Source organism: Amphibacillus sediminis NBRC 103570 (genome assembly GCF_001552275.1).
GTDB lineage: Bacteria > Bacillota > Bacilli > Bacillales > Amphibacillaceae > Amphibacillus_B > Amphibacillus_B sediminis.
In genome coordinates this window covers 56,435-76,572 of sequence record NZ_BCQW01000003.1, presented here as the reverse complement: position 1 = coordinate 76,572, position 20,138 = coordinate 56,435, and the positions used below count along the sequence as shown (strand labels likewise).

Annotated in this window: 15 protein-coding genes; all 15 read left to right on the top strand. The window is 39.0% G+C overall.

The window, feature by feature from the left end:
- Positions 1–29 precede the first annotated feature (29 nt).
- The 15 genes from ASE01S_RS03495 to recA all read left to right on the top strand — a co-directional run bounded on the left by ASE01S_RS03495 (position 30) and on the right by recA (position 19,448).
- Entirely contained in the window at positions 30–1,145 is a 1,116-nt protein-coding gene (locus ASE01S_RS03495) for a BMP family lipoprotein (protein WP_067838888.1), read from the top strand.
- Positions 1,146–1,670: 525 nt separating this feature from the next.
- Complete coding sequence (locus tag ASE01S_RS03490; protein ID WP_067838885.1) at positions 1,671–3,182, top strand: ABC transporter ATP-binding protein; 1,512 nt, start codon at positions 1,671–1,673, stop codon at positions 3,180–3,182.
- Positions 3,183–4,229 carry an ABC transporter permease gene (locus ASE01S_RS03485; RefSeq protein WP_067838440.1) on the top strand — a complete coding sequence of 349 codons (1,047 nt, stop codon included), beginning with the start codon at positions 3,183–3,185 and terminating at the stop codon, positions 4,227–4,229. It begins immediately after the preceding gene.
- Position 4,230: 1 nt separating this feature from the next.
- The gene (locus tag ASE01S_RS03480; protein WP_067838435.1) at positions 4,231–5,190 is read left to right on the top strand and encodes an ABC transporter permease; all 960 of its coding nucleotides are present in this window, start codon (positions 4,231–4,233) and stop codon (positions 5,188–5,190) included.
- Between the two features lie 258 nt (positions 5,191–5,448).
- The gene (gene yfmF, locus ASE01S_RS03475; RefSeq protein WP_067838426.1) at positions 5,449–6,738 is read left to right on the top strand and encodes an EF-P 5-aminopentanol modification-associated protein YfmF; all 1,290 of its coding nucleotides are present in this window, start codon (positions 5,449–5,451) and stop codon (positions 6,736–6,738) included.
- On the top strand, positions 6,731–8,017 hold the full coding sequence (gene yfmH, locus ASE01S_RS03470) for an EF-P 5-aminopentanol modification-associated protein YfmH (RefSeq protein WP_067838424.1): 1,287 nt from the start codon (positions 6,731–6,733) through the stop codon (positions 8,015–8,017). The genes yfmF and yfmH overlap by 8 nt, the downstream gene beginning before the upstream one ends.
- A 4-nt stretch (positions 8,018–8,021) precedes the next feature.
- Positions 8,022–8,738 (top strand): elongation factor P 5-aminopentanone reductase, encoded by a 717-nt coding sequence (ymfI, locus tag ASE01S_RS03465; RefSeq protein ID WP_067838422.1) that lies wholly within the window; start codon positions 8,022–8,024, stop codon positions 8,736–8,738.
- 811 nt (positions 8,739–9,549) lie between these two features.
- On the top strand, positions 9,550–10,542 hold the full coding sequence (locus ASE01S_RS03460) for a LacI family DNA-binding transcriptional regulator (protein ID WP_067838411.1): 993 nt from the start codon (positions 9,550–9,552) through the stop codon (positions 10,540–10,542).
- Positions 10,543–10,643: 101 nt separating this feature from the next.
- A complete protein-coding gene (locus ASE01S_RS03455; RefSeq protein WP_067838408.1) occupies positions 10,644–12,017 on the top strand; it encodes a PTS transporter subunit EIIC in 1,374 nt (457 codons plus the stop codon).
- Between the two features lie 78 nt (positions 12,018–12,095).
- Entirely contained in the window at positions 12,096–13,067 is a 972-nt protein-coding gene (locus ASE01S_RS03450; RefSeq protein ID WP_067838404.1) for a carbohydrate kinase family protein, read from the top strand.
- Positions 13,068–13,111: 44 nt separating this feature from the next.
- Positions 13,112–14,569, top strand: coding sequence for a glycoside hydrolase family 32 protein (locus ASE01S_RS03445; protein ID WP_067838395.1), 1,458 nt, complete (start codon positions 13,112–13,114; stop codon positions 14,567–14,569).
- Between the two features lie 580 nt (positions 14,570–15,149).
- Positions 15,150–16,049: a helix-turn-helix domain-containing protein gene (locus ASE01S_RS03440; RefSeq protein ID WP_067838388.1), complete on the top strand. Its 900-nt coding sequence runs from the start codon at positions 15,150–15,152 to the stop codon at positions 16,047–16,049.
- A gap of 375 nt (positions 16,050–16,424) precedes the next feature.
- Positions 16,425–17,003: a CDP-diacylglycerol--glycerol-3-phosphate 3-phosphatidyltransferase gene (gene pgsA, locus ASE01S_RS03435; RefSeq protein ID WP_067838386.1), complete on the top strand. Its 579-nt coding sequence runs from the start codon at positions 16,425–16,427 to the stop codon at positions 17,001–17,003.
- Entirely contained in the window at positions 17,004–18,269 is a 1,266-nt protein-coding gene (locus tag ASE01S_RS03430; protein ID WP_067838385.1) for a competence/damage-inducible protein A, read from the top strand.
- Between the two features lie 141 nt (positions 18,270–18,410).
- Positions 18,411–19,448: a recombinase RecA gene (gene recA, locus ASE01S_RS03425; RefSeq protein WP_067838383.1), complete on the top strand. Its 1,038-nt coding sequence runs from the start codon at positions 18,411–18,413 to the stop codon at positions 19,446–19,448.
- Positions 19,449–20,138: the final 690 nt, after the last annotated feature.

Genomic DNA, 20,138 nt, shown 5'->3' with positions numbered 1-20,138 from the left:
GGGGTATAAAGGTGAAGAAGAACAGATTAATGCTTATTCTTGCTTTATTGCTAGCTGCTGTTATGGTTCTAGGTGCATGCGGCACTTCTAATGGTGACGATAATGACCAAGATACAAATGACACAGATACAGAGCAAACAGAAGGTGCTGGGGATGATACAGAAGATAAAGCTGATTTCTCATTAGCCATGGTAACAGATGAGGGCGGTGTTGATGATCGCTCATTTAATCAATCCGCATGGGAAGGAATTCAAGCGTTTGGTGCAGAGCACGGTTTAGAACGTAACGCTGGCTACGACTATGCTCAATCAGATAATGCTGCTGATTTCTTACCTAACTTAAATTTATTAGTTCAACAGGACTATGATTTAATCTTTGGGGTAGGGTTTGCATTAAAAGACGCTATTGAGGAAGTAGCTGGTAACTTCCCTGAAACAAACTTTGGTATTATTGATGAGGTAGCAGAAGGCGACAATGTGGCTAGTATCACATTTGCAGAAGAGCAAGGCTCATTCTTAGTTGGGGTAGCTGCGGCGCTTAAAACTGAAACCAATCAAGTTGGCTTTATTGGTGGAGTCGAAAGTGAACTAATTAAACGCTTTGAAACAGGCTTCTATGCCGGCGTTAAGGCTGTAGATCCTAATATCGAGGTTCGTGTTGATTACGCTGAATCATTTAGTGATGATGCTATGGGTCGTTCTATTGCGAACAACATGTACAGCAACGGAATTGATGTGATCTACCATGCGGCAGGTGGCGTTGGACTTGGTGTATTCAGTGAAGCAAGAAACAGAGTCGAAAATGATCCAGATGCTAATGTATGGGTTATCGGTGTAGACCGTGATCAATATGAAGAAGGACAACAAGGAGACCATAATGTAACACTAACGTCAATGGTTAAACGTGTAGATGTAGCCGTTCAAGAAGTTGCAGCTATGCAATTAGCTGGGAATTTCCCTGGTGGTGAACAAATTGTCTTTGGTCTTGAGGATGATGCGATTGCAGTAGCTGATACAAATACAGAAGCATTTACAGATGAGATCGCTGCAGCTGTTCAAGAATGGCAGCAAAAGATCCTTAACGGTGAAATCGTTATACCGCAAACAGATGACGAATTGGAAGAGTATTTAGAATCTCTTAATTAATGCGAAAAGGCTAGAGATCTCTAGCCTTTTTCTTTTTAAGAAATGCTTAGTAACGATATTATAAGGCTTCATTTGTTTTAGCTAATGCTAATAGGCTTGCTTAGATGCCGATTAGCTCTATATTAAGCCGATTTATTTCGTCCTTAGATTCAACACTATATTAATTTTTGCCCCATGACTCAAACCCTAATAAGTTTAATTAATCGTACGTATTTGCGCTAGATTTTATCTAAAAATCTGTGGCATCCGCCGGAGGCACCTGCTGAAACAAGTTAAAAGTTACCATCTAGTAAGTTGAGGCGTTTGTTTGTGCTTCGTCACGCATTTAGAACGTCGGAAAAAACAAGACACCAAAGAGGGATGTCGCTTATTGTTTGGTGGCTTTTTTAAGCGGCCTTTAAATAGCAAGATGGTCTCAGAGTCTAAAGTCATTAAATGAAGGGTTGTAACTCTCCCCTCTTCATTTAACGATTTTGCCAATCAGCTGAATAAGGAGTGAACATTTTGGATAATTATGTTGTCGAAATGTTGAATATCAGAAAGGAATTCCCTGGTATTGTTGCTAATAATAATATTAATTTACAGTTAAGAAAAGGCGAAATTCACGCCCTTCTTGGAGAGAATGGTGCAGGTAAAAGTACTCTAATGAATGTCCTTTTTGGTCTGTACCAACCCGAAAAAGGAGAAATTCGTGTTAAAGGTAAACCAGTCAAAATTACTGATCCTAATGTTGCTAATCGTCTTGGAATCGGAATGGTTCACCAACACTTTATGCTTGTGGAAACTTTTACTGTTGCCCAAAATATCATTCTAGGTAGTGAGCCAACAAAAGCTGGGGCAATCGTAGATTTAAAAAAAGCTGAAGCAGAGATTACCGAATTATCTGAACGCTATGGTTTACGTGTTGATCCAAAAGCTAAAATTCGGGATATTTCTGTTGGAATGCAACAGCGTGTAGAGATTTTAAAAACATTATATCGTGGGGCAGATGTGATTATTTTGGACGAGCCAACAGCAGTTTTAACCCCACAAGAAATTAAAGAATTAATCAACATTATGAAGGCACTAATAAAAGAAGGCATCTCCATTATCTTGATTACCCACAAGTTAAAAGAGATTATGGAGGTCTGTGATCGTTGTACAGTGATTCGAAAAGGAGAAGGGATTGGCACAGTTAATGTAAGTGAAACCAATGTTGACGAGCTAGCTTCACTTATGGTTGGACGAGATATTAGTTTTAAAACAGATAAACAAGCTGCTAACCCTGAAGCTGTCGTGTTATCGGTCAAAAATCTCGAGGTTAAAGATGCGAGAGCTGCAACGATGGTAAAAGGATTAAATCTCGATATTCGTGCAGGTGAAATTGTAGGGATAGCTGGAGTAGACGGTAATGGACAGTCAGAATTAATAGAGGCCATTACGGGGCTACGTAAGGTTGAGAGTGGAGAAATTTTATTAAATAACAAACCACTGACCAACTTATCACCACGTAAAGTAACAGAATCTGGTGTCGCCCATATTCCGCAGGATCGTCACAAATTTGGTTTGGTGCTAGATTATCCTATTGGTGAAAATATTGTTCTGCAAACCTACTATCAAAAACCATATTCCAAGTATAAGATCTTATCGTTTAAAAATATCTATCAGCATGCTTCAAAACTGATAGAAGAATATGATGTTAGAACGCCTAGTCCACGAACGAAGGCTCGAGCATTATCAGGTGGAAATCAGCAAAAGGCTATTATTGCTCGAGAGGTTGATCGTTCACCTGATCTATTAATTGCCGTACAGCCTACGCGTGGTTTAGATGTCGGTGCAATTGAAAATATTCATAAACGACTGATTGAAGAGCGTGATAAAGGAAGAGCAGTTTTACTCGTTTCATTTGAATTAGACGAAATCATGAATGTCAGTGACAAAATTGCTGTTATGTTTGATGGTAAGATTGTTGCTGAAGTTAAGCCAGAAGAAACAAATGAACAGGAACTCGGCTTACTTATGGCAGGCAGTAACAAAGCGAAAGCAGGTGATGTATAAATGTTTTCCAGTCGATTATTTAATATTCTCATTCCCGTTATATCGGTAGTTATGGGACTGATTGTTGGTGCAATTATCATGCTATCTTTTGGCTATAACCCAATTGAAGGTTATGTTGCACTATGGAACGGTGCCTTTGGAAATATGTACTTCCTTGGTGAGACCATTCGTCAATCGACACCACTGATTCTAACTGGTTTATCCATCGCCTTTGCCTTCCGGAGCGGACTTTTTAATATTGGTGCAGAAGGTCAGGTCTTTATTGGTTGGGTGGCTGCCGTTTGGGTAGGAATTAACTTTGATCTTCCACTTGTCATTCATGTACCACTAGCGATTCTCATAGCTAGTTTAGCTGGTGGCTTTTGGGGCTTTATTCCTGGTCTACTTAAAGCTACACGTGGTGTCCATGAGGTGATTGTCACCATTATGATGAATTATATTGCGCTTCACGTAACCAATTATATGATTCGTAATGTACTATCAGAGAATGGTGATACATCTGAGCGTATCAAGGAAACAGCGTCACTACGATCAGATGGTTTAACAGAGTTATTTGGCTATTCCCAAGTACACTGGGGTTTTATCATTGCCTTAATCCTTGCTTTATTTATGTGGTTTTTGTTAGAAAAAACAACAATTGGCTACGAGCTACGTGCTGTTGGCTATAACAAGCATGCTGCGCATTACTCAGGGATGAGTGTAAAACGAAATATCATGATGGCTATGATCATTGCAGGAGCATTTGCAGGGGTAGCGGGTGCCATGGAGGGGCTTGGTACATTTGGTTATATGTACACACACGCCTCTTATACAAACTTAGGTTTTGATGGCATTGCGGTTGCACTTTTAGGTGCAAATACAGCAATTGGATCAGTACTAGCCGCCATCCTATTTGGGGCACTTAAAGTCGGTGCATTACGTATGCCACCGCTCGCTGGTGTACCAACAGAACTTGTCGATATTGTGATCGCTGTTATCATCTTCTTTGTAGCGTCTAGCTATATTATTCGTTGGGTATTACTTCGATTTAAAAAGGGGGAGCGTTAAGATGCAATTCATTGAGTTATTACAATCGATTATGCCAATGGTCTTATTTTATTCTGCTCCACTCATTTTCACGGCACTTGGTGGTGTATTTAGTGAGCGTTCAGGTGTTGTTAACATCGGTCTAGAAGGTTTAATGGTGATGGGGGCTTTTTCAAGCATTGTTTTTAACCTTACCTTTGCGGAAACATTTGGTTCATTGACGCCATGGTTAGCCTTGTTGGTTGGCGCGATAGTTGCTGGTGTATTTTCAATCATGCACGCGGTAGCTGCAGTAACCTTTCATGCCAATCAAGTTGTAAGTGGTGTAGCCATTAATATGATGGCTGTTGGACTTGGTATCTTTTTAATCCATGATTGGTACGGTAAAGGACAAACCGATTCAATTACTCAACCATTTTATACGCGTTCTATACCAATTTTATCTGATATTCCGATTATTGGTGAGATGTTTTTTAGTGGATCCTACTATACCTCTTATATAGCTATTATTTTTGCGATATTGTCTTGGTTTGTTATTTATAAGACATCATTTGGTTTACGCCTACGTTCTGTAGGGGAGCACCCGATGGCAGCTGATACAAACGGAATTAGTGTAACGAGAATACGGTATATTGCTGTTATCTTGTCCGGGCTATTAGCTGGGTTAGGTGGAGCGACCTATGCGCTAACTATTTCACTAAGCTTTGGTGGTAGTACCATTTCTGGACAGGGTTTTATGGCTTTAGCCGCCGTTATTTTTGGTAAGTGGCATCCTTTAGGAGCTATGGGCGCAGCGATCTTCTTTGGCTTTGCGCAAGCCCTAAGTGTAGCCGGTCGAAATTTACCATTTTTAGCGAATGTACCTAATGTGTATTTAGTTATTGCACCTTATGTACTCACTATTTTGGCATTAGCTGGCTTTATTGGACGTGCAGAGGCACCGAAGGCAAATGGCGAGCCTTACATTAAAGGTAGTCGTTAAAAGCTAATCATCCATAAGCGTTGTTTTTGAACCCCAATAAGGAATTCCAGTAAGACCGAATGGCTCTTATTGTCCTTATTGGGGTTTTTAAAATAGGAAAAGCTATTCTTAAAGACATTTTGCCTGAATTCCTTAACCGAGCTAAAGCAGAGATAAGTGTTGGTAATTGTTACCGCTATTTTTTTAGTGTAAAATATAGTGGTGATTGGAAAAAAGGGTATGATAGTTAGAAAGCACAGTTAATTGAGGAGGATTTTAATGCTAGAAATACAAGAGCGCACCATCGAAAAGAAGGGCTATACCTTACATATTGTCAATAGTAAAAAATTTAAAACCGTTCATTTAACCGCTAAATTTCGGGCCCCATTAAATCGACAGGATGTGACGAAACGTGCGTTACTACCTTTTGTTTTGCAACAAGGAACAGAACGATACCCGACAGCGAATGCGTTCCGCCAAGCACTTGATCAATTATACGGTGCTGTTATGTCGATGGACGGAACCAAAAAAGGTGAAGAGCATATTTTAACAGCTCGAATGACAGTAGCTAATCAGGCTTATTTAACAACTACTCAAAACATCTTATCAGAGGCTTTAGCTTTTTTTCGTGAGGTTCTCTTTCATCCTAAGGTTGTGAATGGGAGTTTTGATCCGAAAATTGTTGAACGCGAAAAGCAGACTTTGAGACAGAAAATTGCAGCTATTGTTGATGATAAAATGCATTACGCGAATATCCGGATGATTGATGAAATGTGTCAAGATGAACCGTATCATTTACATGTACATGGTTATCCGGAGGATTTGACAGAAATAACAGCCAAAGATCTTTTTAATTATTATCAATCAAGCATTCAAACCGATGATATGGAGCTTTATCTGTTAGGTGATTTTGAAACGATCGATATCGAAGCCTTAATCGGGCAACAATTCGATCGTGACAATACGACGGAACCTGTTAAGTCAATCGCTGTTTCAGATAAGACGATTGATCAAGAAAAAGAAATAGTTGAACAGCAGGAGGTACAGCAAGGGAAGCTACACTTTGGTTACCGTACCTATACGAAATTCGCTGATCAAGACTATCCAGCATTACAAGTATTTAACGCCATTTTCGGCGGTTTCCCTAGCTCTAAACTTTTCATTAATGTTCGTGAGAAAAATAGTCTTGCCTATTATGCTGCTTCACGCTTTGAGAGTCACAAAGGCCTATTGTTTGTGTTTAGTGGTATTGCTCCAGCAGATTTTGATCAAGCAAAAACCATTATCTTGCAGCAAATGGATGCGATGAGAGCAGGGGATTTTACCGAAGCAGAGCTAGCAGAAGCGAAAAAATTAATTATAAACCAGTATAAAGAGACACTAGATGATCCGTTTGGCATGATTGAAGTCCTATATAATCAAAGAGTGGCACAAACCCAACGTACGGTTGCTGAATTTATTGAAGCTATTGATCGTGTCGATCACCAAGCCGTTGTCAAGATGGCCAATAAAATTAAGCTAGATACCACTTATTTTCTAACAGCTAAGGAGGGACAAGCTCATGCATAAAACAGAATATCAGCAAATAAATGAAACCGTCTATCGTGAAACACTTGAAAATGGTTTACGGGTTGTCCTTGTACCCAAACCGGAAATGACCCAAACCTATGGCGTTTTTACGACAGATTACGGCTCAATTGATCAAACCTTCGTTCCTATTAATGGCGATCAACCGATAACCGTACCAGATGGTATTGCTCATTTTCTAGAGCATAAGCTTTTTGAAAAAGAGGATCGTGATGTCTTTCAAGACTTTACTAAAAACGGTGCTTCGGCTAATGCTTTTACTTCATTTACGAAAACGGCTTATTTATTTTCAGCTACATCTGATATTGCCAAAAATATCGAGATTTTATTGGATTTTGTTCAATCCCCTTATTTTTCCGATCAATCTGTTGAGAAGGAAAAGGGAATCATTGCACAGGAAATTCAAATGTACAATGACCAGCCGGATTGGCGCGCCTTTTTTGGGGTGATCGAAGCCATGTATCTGGAGCATCCCGTCAATATTGACATAGCTGGAACCGTTCAGTCGATTCAAGCCATTACAAAAGATGATTTATACACGTGTTACCATACCTTTTACCACCCTTCAAATATGGTATTGACCATTGTTGGTCAATTTAATCCTGAAGAAATAATGGAATTAATCAAGGCTAATCAAAGTAAGAAAACTTTTGATACACTTTCTGAACTTGAGCGATATTATCCGAGTGAACCAGATCATGTTGCTAATAAACAGGCGATGATTACCATGCCTGTGGCAGTACCTAAGTGCATGGTTGGGATTAAGGAAAACCCTAATCCTGATGGAAAGGCTTTTCTAAAAGAGGAATTGTTAGCAGATATGCTTTTAGATTACTTTTACTCGAAATCAGGTGCCTACTATCAAGAATTATATGATCTTGACCTGATTGATGGTAGCATTGGCTTTGAAACCGAAAGGCAAAAGCAATTTGCTTTTTCCATTATTGGTGGCAATACATCAGATCCGGATCGGTTTGCTGATAAAGTGAAGGAACAATTGGATACATTTAAAACATATCAAATTGCTGAACAGGACTTTGAAAGAATGAAGCGTAAAATGATTGGTGGTTTATTACGCGATATGAATAGTACTTCTGAGATCGCTAATCAGGTGAGCCAATATCAGATGCTTGATATTGATTTCTTTGAATTATTACCGGTATTGGAAGAACTGACGCGAGAGGAAGCAAACCAATTCTTAAATAATTGGATTAAATCAGACAATGTAGCGGTTTTTCAAATAAAGCCAGGCAAGGAGTAATCCTATGAGAAAGCATGCTTTAATTATTGGAGCTAGTGGTGAAATTGGTCAAGCCATCACTCAATCATTAGCAGAGCAAGGCTACTCTCTGTCATTACACTATCATACTAATCGTACCGTAATTGATCAACTATGCGGCATACTTCCTGATGAATCAGTGTTGGAGCTGCTACAAGCTGACTTGTCGAATCAAACCGGCATTGATCAGCTGATCAATCATTTAACCTTTATGCCGACTGACCTTGTGTTTGCACAGGGTCAGCCTTGTTATGGTTTATTTCAAGCGCTTGATTCAAAAACAATCGATCAGCTATATTACACTCATCTTAAAGCAACTTGGCAGATTAGCCAGGCTTGTTTACCGAATATGATCCAACAGCGTTCAGGTAATATTGTAGTGATAGCCTCGCTATGGGGGGAACGAGGGGCAAGTCAAGAGGTGCTCTATTCTTCAGTTAAAGGGGCGCAAATTGCCTTTGTAAAAGCCCTCGCTCAAGAGGTAGCATCGAGTCAGATTAGGATAAATGCGATAAGCCCAGGTTTTATTCAGACCAAAATGAATCAGCAGTTGTCAGAGGTAGAAAGAGAAGCGATTATGCGTGAGATACCTGCTAATCGTTTAGGCACAACAAATGATGTAGCCAATTTAGTAACTTTCTTGCTTTCTAACAAGTCTAACTATATAAATGGAGAGTGTGTCCGTTTATCAGGAGGCTGGTAAACAATTAAAATGCCGAACTGTTACGTTGACCAAGTAGCAAGCAACGGCAGGTTGTGATTGACTTGCAACTTTTTTGCTAACATTTGGCACATAGACTTGAGCAGAAAGATTTAGGCTCTTTGTCAAATGACAAGGGTAAGAATTTTTGCCGACAATTTTATTCAATTTTTTCACAAACATTTAAGTGCGTTCAAACGGCTTAAATGTTTGTTTTTTTATGTGTTGGATTGGGTCCAATTGCTTTTCTTTTGGATGGTTAAAGCTAATTTTGCAAACATACCTTCAAGTGTAAATCTTGAATCAATGTAATCATAGACTCTTACTTTTCTCCCTTCTTGGTACGGGTACGGCTTCAGCTAATCCCGTTGAGAGTCTCGTCACTTCCTGCCCTTGCATGATTTGAAAAAATAACTTGTTAGGATGAAAAAGCAAGGTAGATTCGTTTAAAGGTTGGGGGCCACAGACTGTGTCGACCGAATTTAAGATAAAGGCACCGTGAATGATAGATAAGCTTCGAAGCGCGTGTAATCAAGCTCTGAATCACTGTTTTAATGCGCCTTCTAAACACACAATTCCGTAGAGGTGTGTCTTCGACTTTCAAGCTTCCTAGTCCAATTAGACGAAGCAAGTTTTTCAATTCACGTCACATAATAAAGGATTTTTTTCAATCTGTTGACAGAGAAATTATCTTTGTTATAATAAAACTGAAATCGATTTCAATTAAGTAAACCACCTTATTATTAAGTGATAGGGTGTTAGAGGAAAACTGTGCTGGATAGATTTGAAGCATAGGTTAGTTAGGTGAGAATGTATGAAGATTAAAGATATTGCAAAGCTGGCTGGTGTTTCACCAGCAACTGTTTCCAGAGTGATGAATAATAATGGTTACGTGAAGGCTGATAAGCGTAAAGCTGTTGAGGCTGTCATTAAGGAGGTTGGCTATCAACCCAATGAAATTGCTAAATCGTTGAAAAATCAAAAGTCTAAGATTATTGGCGTAATTGTTCCTAAAATAAGTACTGAGACAGCTAGTAGAATTGTTGACGGTATTACTCAAGTTACCAAAACAAGAAATTATCAATTATTAATAGCAAACACCAATCAACAAATAGAGGAGGAGATTAATTCACTTAAATTTCTTTCAAACAAATTAGTTGATGGAATTATTATGTCTGCTACTGAGGTAACAGATCAGCATATTGAGGTGGCTAGACGTTTAACGGTACCTCTAGTGATAATCGGTCAAAAGATGGAAGGATTTACTTGCGTTTTGTACAATAACTATAATGCAGTAACCGATTTGTTTAATTACATTGTGGACTCTGGTCATCAGGAAATAGCCTTTATCGGTGTTGATCAAAGGGATATCGAGGTTGGACAAATTAGAAAACAAGCATACTTAGATGGATTGGAAAGGCATCAACTTCCCTACAATCCAGATTTAGTGGCTATTGAAGATTTTTCAATTGAATCAGGTTATAAAGCGATGACACGTATACTAGAAAAGAGGCTGCCAACAGCTGTAATGGCTGTTACAGACCATTTAGCAATTGGGGCTATTCAAGCGATTCGAGATTGTGGCTATCGGATTCCAGAAGATGTATCTGTGACTGGAATTGGTGATATTAAACTAGCACAGTATTTGTCACCACCGCTTACAACGGTTCATTATAATTTCAAAACTAGTGGACAAATCGCGGCTGAGCAATTGTTTAACCAAATGGATCAAGAAGAAAAATATGTTGCAGAAGATATTTATATTGATTATGATTTGGTTATTCGGAACAGCTTAAAGAAAAGGTAAGCTTATAAAGAAAGAGTATTTACTTTTTCTTTATGTAAATATGAAATCGATTTCATATTAGGGAAGGATAATTATAAAGTATATAAATAGGAGGATCGATCATGGCAAATGAAAAGACAGTCAAGAAAATATTAGAAGTCGTTGGTGGAAAGGAAAATATTAAGAATTATGAGCATTGCGCGACACGATTACGACTTATTTTACGTGATGATAGTTTGTTAAATAAAGAAGAAACAGAGAGCATCCCGGATTCTAAAGGCTATTTCTTTAATACCGGTCAGCATCAATTTATTTTTGGAACTGGTAGGGTTAATGAGGTATACAGTGCTTTAAAAGCAGAAATGGGGGAGAAGGATCAAGAATCAACCGGTAATTTTAAAGATGATGTTTATCAAAACTTAAGCCCAGTACAAAAGGTTGTACGTACACTAGCCGATATTTTAGTGCCATTGATCCCAGCACTTGTTACAACCGGTTTGCTTATGGGAATTAGAGGCCTCTTGCTAGAACTAGGCTTAAACCTATCAGAGGAAGTTTTAACTGTTTTTCAAATGTTAACGGATACAGCGTTTGCGTTTTTACCGGTCTTAATCGTGTTTAGTGCAACGAAAAAATTCGGTGGTACCCCGATAGTAGGTATTGTTGTCGGGTTAATGATGGTTGCGCCTCAATTACCAAATGCTTGGGCTGTAGCTGAGGGAGCAGCTGACCCATTATATCTCTTTGGTATACCGATAATTGGTTATCAAGGCTCCGTTATTCCGGCAATTGTAGCGGGATTAATGGTTGCGAAGCTAGAGAAAAGCTTGCGTAAAGTAATACCACAAATTATGGATCTTGTCTTTACACCATTTTTAACGATTACGATAACAATAGCTGTGATGTTACTCGTTTTAGGACCAATCCTTCATGGAATAGAATCTGGTGTCATTAATGCTATCGTTTACGGTTTGGAAGCGCCTTTAGGAATCGGTTACATTATTTTCGCTATGTTCCAACAGCTGCTTACGATTACAGGCCTACATCATTCATTACAGATTGTTGAAATTAGTCTATTAAATACAGGCGGAACAAATGTCCTCCAGACGCTAATTACTGCAAGTATGGCAGGACAATTTGGCGCAGCGATTGCGGCTTCATTGATGATGAAGGATAAGATTAAGCGAGCCAATGCATTATCGTCCTCAGCATCGACATTATTTGGTATTACTGAACCACTATTATTTGGTGTGAATTTACGCCACTTCCGTATTTTTGGATCAGGTATGGTAGGTGGAGCAGTTGGAGGACTTGTTACCTATATCTTTAGCTTAGCGGCAACTGGTATGGGGATCACATTTATTCCTGGGCTGTTGCTTTATACAAGTAGTTTGGGTGCATTAATGCAATACCTAATTGTTATTGTCATTGCTTTTGTCGTTGGGTTTGTCCTTGTCCGGATACAAAGCAAAACAATTGAAAGTGAAATTAATTAAGTGGATAAATCTGCTAAAATAAGGGTGAGGGCGAAATCCCCTCACTCTTAAAATCATAATAGTCAGGGGAGCAATGATATGAATAGAAAGGTTTATACCATAGGAGAAGCGCTGATTGACTTTATACCTAACCAAACAAATTGTAGCCTTAAGGAAGTCACGGCTTTTAAAAGAGTAATGGGTGGAGCTCCAGCGAATGTGGCTGTGGCTGTAGCAAAGCTTGGAGGTCAAAGTAGTTTTATCTCCAAATTAGGTATAGATGCTTTTGGCGATCATATTTTAGAGCAATTAGAGAATCATAATGTAGAGACAACCTGGACATTGAGAACCGATCAAGCTAACACTGGTTTGGCTTTTGTTTCTTTGCAGGCAGATGGAGAGCGGGAATTTTCATTTTATCGTAAGCCAAGTGCAGATATGCTGCTAACTGCTGATGAGGTTGCTAAAATGCGGATAGGCGAAAACGATATCTTGCATTTTTGCTCAGTCAGTTTAATTGATGCGCCAATAAAGGGTGCACATGAGCAAATCATAAACTATGCACTAGGGCATGATGCCTTAGTTAGTTTTGATCCTAATGTACGTTTGCCACTTTGGGATAGCGAAGAGGCATGTAAGAAAGCCATTCAAGCATTCATTCCGCTAGCACATATTGTGAAGGTTTCTGATGAGGAGCTAGCATTTATTACTGGAATAGATAATGAAGAAGAAGCGTTAAGAAGCTTATTCAAAGGGAATGTTAAATGGGTTGTCTATACAAAAGGGAAGAAGGGGGCTTGTATACTTAATCAAGCTTTGCTAAAGTGTGAGCACCCCGGGTATAAAGTAAAAGCGCTTGACACGACTGGAGCTGGCGATGCGTTTGTGGCTGCATTACTATTTCAATTATCAAATGAAAAAGTAAATAAAAATGATTTGGAACAGATTAGTGTAAAAGAAATGGATAAACTACTTGCATTTTGCAGTGGTTATGCTGCATTAACGACACTTAAACATGGTGCTGTTGAATCATTACCTACCCTTACAGAAACATTAGAATTTATAAAATAAGAACAGGAGACTCTTTAATTTGAAGTCAAGTTGGGAGAGATAGAATGAATCCATTACAACAAGAATTAAGGCTGGGTATAGCAAGTAAACAGCCAGAGCTTGTTCACAAGGTGAAGCAGGACTTCTGGCGATTGATTTATCATGAAATGCCACCGACGGGTTGGTTAAATGATCCGAACGGTGTTTGTCAATTTAGTGGTGTTTATCATTTGTTTTACCAGTATTCCCCTATAGATCCAGAAGGTGGACTGAAGTATTGGGGACATAAAACATCTAAGGATCTTGTTCATTTTAAAGAAGAGGAAATCGCATTATTTCCTGATCATCCAGCTGATGTGCATGGTGTCTATTCGGGCAGTGCCTTTATTAAGCAAGAAGTCATCCACTTTTTTTACACTGGTAATGTTCGTTATCAAGGAGATTATGATTATATTACCGAGGGTCGTGAACAAAATATACTCCACTTTACCAGTAAAGATGGCTATAGCTTTAGCGAGAAGAAATTATTAATAGGCGCTGATCATTACCCTGCTGGTTTTACAAAACATATAAGAGATCCAAAAGTTTTCGAAAAAGATGGCTTTTATTACATGATTTTAGGCACGCGTACTAATGATGCTGAGGGTCAAATTATCGTGTACCAATCAACTAATTTAGCTGATTGGTCATTTCGTGGTATCTTCTTAAAAAGTTTACCTAAAATGGGCTATATGTGGGAGTGTCCAGATTATTTCGAGATTGGCGACCAAGCAATCTTATTAATGTCTCCCCAAGGTATAGAAGTAGATGGATTGCACTATCAAAATGTATACCAGTCTGGCTATTTCTTTGGTAGGACAAATTGGGAGAAGGTAAATTTTCAGCCAAGCTCCCCTTTTAGAGAGCTAGATCATGGATTTGATTTTTATGCCCCACAAACCTTTGAGGATGAACAAGGGAGACGTATTATGTGGGGCTGGATGGGTTTACCAGATATTGAGCCCACTTATAGTAATCCGACTATTGAGCGGGGCTGGCAGCATGCGATGACAATGCCGCGCGAGCTTACGATAAAAGATGGGAAACTAATGCAACGCCCACTTTCTGAATTTCAAGTGTTAAGAGATCAATTGGTTACATGCAAACTAGAGGTCGGAAAAAGAAATAGAGCTAACCAATTATCTGGTGAGGTATATGAAATGGTGATCGACGTTCTTGATTTGGGAGAAGGGCTTAGCATTCATTTGCGCCAAGATACCTTAATTAATTATGATGCAGGACAACAAATATTAACGCTAGAACTTGGTGAATCAGGTTATGGAAGGAATAAGCGTTCGGTTTTAGTCGAATCGCTTACTCAGCTACACATATTTTCTGACACTTCATCTTTAGAAATATTTATAAATGATGGCGAGTATGTCATGACGACGAGGCTCTATCCACTGGAAGGACAGGATAAGATCGAATTTTCTGGTGAAGCTTGCTTAGCTATTAGAAAATGGAACCTATCAAAAAAAGATTAAATAGGCAAGCAAACTCCCAAGTTAATCAGTTAATTTTAAATGCTACCGAGCAATATTTTGATAGGTAGTGTTCCTTTTAAGTAAAGTTGACTGTTCTACACTATTAATAAATCATCATATAATTGGATGAAGCTTCTTTAAATGAGGTGAAAAGAATGTTAAAAGTGAAGAACATTGTGATAGGTGAAGGGCACACCAAAGATATGTATCTCAATAATTAGCGAAAACATGACTGAAATAGTAAGAAGCGCTCTAATCGTATAGGCACAACAAATGATGTAGACAATTTAGTAACTTTTTTGCTTTCTAACAAGTCTAATTATATAAATGGAGAGTGTGTCCGATTATGGAGGCTGGTAAACAATTAAAATGCTGAACTGTAACGTTGACCAAGTAGCAAGCAACGGCAGGTTGTGATTGACTTGCAACTTATTTGTTAATATTTAGTATATAAACTTGGTCAGAAAAATTTAGCAAACTGATATTCTCTCTTTTATATTAATGAAAAATCATTTATTATAGAGTTGTATGTTTATATTTTCTAAGAAAAGGATGTTAAAGGTAATGGATGGTGTTATAGATGCAAATCGGTGAAAGATTAAAAGAAGCGAGGTTGGAAAAGGGACTCTCACTTGATGATGTCCAGCAAATGACAAAAATACAAACACGTCATTTACAAGCCATTGAAAAAGGTGAGTTTTCCTTGATCCCTGGTAGCTTTTATGTGCGTGCATTCATTAAAGAATATGCACAAGTGGTTGGTCTTAATCCTGACGAACTTTTAGCTGAACACAGAGGTGAGGTGCCAAAGCCCGAACAGGAAAATGCAGTAGAATATTCGAGAATGCAACGAACAAGAGGGAAGACCTCTTCTTCTAAGACGTCGCCATTTGCTGCTTTGCTCCCGACCATCTTTGTGGTTATCTTGATTACAGGTGTGCTCTTCTTTATTTGGCGTATAGCTTGGAATCCAGATCCGGATAGCAGTGACCCAGTAGAGGTTGACCGGTCTGCCGGTGATCAGGTGTCGCTACCACCAGAAACTGAGGATCAACCAAGCTCTGATGCGGACGAGGATAACGAACAGTCAGAGCGCGATCAAGAAGATCAGGATGAAGGTGATGAGGAACCAGAGCAAGTTAACCCTACTTTATCACTCGATTCTTACCAAAATAATCAATCCGTTTATCTACTTAAGACTGATGATGATGAAATCGAAATGACTATAGAAACGACAGATAGTAATTGGTTAGAGGTTGAAACAAACACAGGTGAAAGTTTATACTATAACACACTGCAACTAAGTCAATCACCACAAACATTTACCATCTCTGACTATCCTTATGTCTATTTAAGATTTGGTAATCCAGGAGCCATTTCAATTTCGATCAATGATCTTGAACTGGAGCTTTCGGAAGAGATCGCTCCGACGGCCGTTCAACAATTATGGTTGTATATTAATAGTGAACCAGATCAATAATACTCATTAGACCCTTCTCTCAAAATATGATGAGAAGGGTTTCTCACTGAGACTAGCTAACTGATAGAATCATTGTCTAGAAGGCGGCAAAAACTTTTAACTTGATTCAGTAGAAGTTTCCCACCACTAAAAGTGGAGAGATGAATGCCTATTTGTCTTTGATGCAGTGGGGGTACAAGCCTCGGCTGCTGAATAAAGTTAAAGCCTGTGGTAGATGCTGCCCGATCTCAGAGAACGTTGCGAAGCGCGATGAAATTTGGGTGCAAATACGCTAGGGCGCATTTGATAGATCAGATAAAGCATGTTAGCTTATAATGAGAGGTATACCCTAAATATTTCTCACCGAATCGTTTAACTTTAGAAAGGAAGAATAAAATGAATTTACCTAATCGTATTACTTTATCTCGAATCCTACTTATACCTGTTTTTATATTATTATTAGCTTTACCGTTAGATTGGGGCGTAATCGATATTGGGCATAATCAGTTGCCGGTTGTTCATTTAGTCGCTGCAAGTTTATTTATCGTTGCATCGGGAACGGATTGGATCGATGGTTATTTCGCTCGTAAGCTCAATTTAGTCACAAACCTTGGTAAATTTCTAGATCCAATGGCTGACAAATTATTAGTTTCCGCAGCTTTTATTCTGTTGATTGAGCTAAAGCTAGTACCCGCTTGGATTGTCATTATTATTTTATCTAGAGAGTTTGCTGTGACTGGCCTTCGACTAGTTGCTGCTGGAGAAGGTATTGTTTTGGCAGCTGGTAATCTTGGTAAATGGAAGACGACCTTTCAATTGGTTTCTATAGCGGTCTTGTTACTACATAATTATCCATTTTCCTACTTAGGGTGGCCGGTAGGTGAAGTACTCCTTTATATCGCTCTTCTTTTAACGGTAATCTCAGGCGTTGATTATTTTATTAAGAATTGGCACGTGATGAAGGAGTCGAACTAAATGGTAAAGGTAAAAGCAGAAATTATTGCTGTCGGTACAGAATTATTACTTGGTCAGATTGCTAACACGAACGCTCAATGGATTTCACAGCAGTTAGCAACAAAAGGAATAGGTGTCTACTACCATCAGGTTGTGGGGGATAATCGTGAAAGATTGCTATCAGTTTTGGCAGAGGCTGTTAAGCGATCAAACTTAATTTTGATCTCAGGAGGATTAGGACCAACTGATGATGACTTAACCCGCGAAACGGTAGCAGAATTTGTTGGACAAAATTTATCTGAGGATGAGGAAGCATTAACTCAGGTTGAACGTTATTTTCAACGGACTAATCGTGAGATGACAGTAAATAATCGTAAGCAGGCACAATTGATTACTGGAGCTACCCTAATACCGAATAAAGTTGGTACTGCTCCAGGAATGATCGTTGATTTTCAAGGATCTACAATCGTTATGATGCCTGGTGTACCTAGTGAACTAAAAAATATGATGACAGCGTCTGTCTTACCGTATCTTAGTGATAGGTTTGAGCTCAATGATGTCATTGTATCTAAAATGCTTCGCTTCATCGGTATAGGTGAATCGCAACTTGAAACAGAGGTGAAGAGCCTTATTGAGCAACAATCCAACCCAACTATTGCTCCATTAGCCTCTGATGGTGAGGTTGCCTTGCGCTTAACAGCAAAAGCGGGCTCTGTTGCACGAGCCAATCAACTCATTACTGCTACACAAGCTGAATTAGAAGCGCTTGTAGGCTCATATATCTATGGATATGATGATCAGTCATTGAGTGAAGTGGTCATTGATTTGTTGACCAAACAATCAGCGACAGTCGCAGCAGCTGAAAGCTTAACTGGGGGGAGATTTGCTGATGCTTTAGTGACGATTCCAGGAGCTGGCCATGTTCTGAAGGGAAGTATAGTAAGTTATACGCCAGATGCTAAGGTTAATGTACTTGGGATCGATCAAACGATCATTGAGCTGCATGGAATGGTGAGCGAGCAGTGCGCATTACAAATGGCCAAACAAGCTAAAGAAAAATTTAATACTACATATGGAATTAGCTTTACCGGAGTAGCTGGGCCTGATCAATTAGAGGGAAAAGATCCAGGGACCGTTTACATTTGTCTGTATCAATCGGAGGATAATTATCTTTTACAGCTGTATCATTTTCCGAAAAATAGAGAACTGGTTCGTAATCGTTCAGTAAAAAAAGGCTTAGAACTGCTGTATCAAACATTAAAAAAGAATGAGGCCTCAAGCTCCTAGTTTTTATTGATTTTGTTCAAATTTGTTAAAAAGTAGCTCTGTTCTTTTTTGAAAAAATAAGAACATTTATTCGCTTTTTGCTTGTATGTTTGCTTGAAACAAGGTATGATAGGTTTAGTTGATATTAGAGGAGGAATTCGCGTGAGTGATCGTAAACAGGCCTTAGATATGGCTTTGAAATCAATAGAGAAACAATTTGGAAAAGGCTCAATAATGAAGCTAGGGGAGCAGGCTGAACGCAAGGTTGCTACAGTATCAACAGGCTCTTTGGCTTTGGATATTGCTTTAGGTGTCGGTGGGTATCCACGTGGGCGAGTTATTGAAATATATGGTCCTGAATCATCAGGTAAGACGACTGTTTCACTTCATGCAATTGCGGAAGCACAAAAGCAGGGAGGCACAGCTGCTTTTATTGATGCAGAGCATGCGTTAGATCCTGTTTATGCTGGCAAACTTGGGGTAGATGTAGATGAACTTTTATTATCGCAGCCAGATACGGGAGAGCAAGCGTTAGAGATTGCTGAAGCCTTGGTAAGAAGTGGTGCTGTCGATATCGTAGTTATTGACTCTGTCGCTGCACTTGTTCCAAAAGCAGAAATCGAGGGTGAAATGGGAGATTCACATGTAGGTTTACAGGCGCGATTGATGTCTCAAGCTCTACGTAAGCTTTCAGGAGCGATTAATAAATCAAAGACCACAGCTATTTTTATCAATCAAATTCGAGAAAAAGTTGGGGTTATGTTTGGAAACCCTGAAACCACACCAGGTGGTCGAGCATTAAAATTCTATTCGTCTGTTCGTTTAGAAGTTCGTCGTGCTGAGACAATAAAGCAAGGAAATGATATGGTTGGTAATAGAACCCGTATTAAAGTGGTTAAAAATAAAGTTGCACCACCATTCAAACAGGCAGAAGTGGATATTATGTATGGTGAAGGTATTTCACGAGAAGGTGAGCTTCTTGATATTGCCTCTGACCTGGACATTGTCCAAAAAAGTGGTGCTTGGTATTCTTATAACGAAGAACGACTTGGACAAGGTCGAGAGAACTCTAAGCAATTTCTTAAAGAGAACCCTGAATTAGCTGATCAAATTAACCGCTCAGTCCGAAATCATTATAATTTAGATGAGTCTAATCCAGAAGAAGAGATCATGAGCGAATTAATTGAAGAGGATAAGTAAAGGTCGAGTATTAGGACGGCACTTGAACTGAAAAAATGAATGATAAAAATTAGATATTTAACATAGTACCGACTAGAGTCAGAATATGTAGACATAAACTTCATCGGGGGAACACGAGCTTGTAGAATGCTAACCATAAGTGGAATGGCTTGTGTAAGATGTGACCAAATCACGGGGTAATGTCACGCTAACCTATCTTGCAAGACCGAAGTTGTACCCTCGTGCTGGTTAGCTAGGGAGACATTGAGTGAACTGAAGATATCTCTGCTTCTTCGGAAAGTGTATGAAGTATTTTGACGGACCAGTGTCTATACTATATTAAGAAACGGATCGCTGAACAATAGCAACTATGCTGGTTCGGTGATCCGTTTCTTAAAATTGCTTTTGTCACAGCTCCTTTTGGCAAGATAGATGCTAAGAAGCTGTTGTGTTGGATAGCCAAAGTTCACAATAAACAAGGGACTTGGGAGATCCAAACTAACGTTCAGTTCGTGACGTCGTGTCGTAATGTCTGCACAAGCACATCCTATGCATCGAAACCCCCACTGAACGAAGTTTTACTTTATCATTCGACTCCTTTAGACCATTCATATCGTTCAGAAAAACCACTTTTTAGCAAAAATAGTGCAACTTTAGTCTGGTGAAATATGGATTTAAAATGTTAGCTTGTGAAATAGTCTCTTAGGTTTT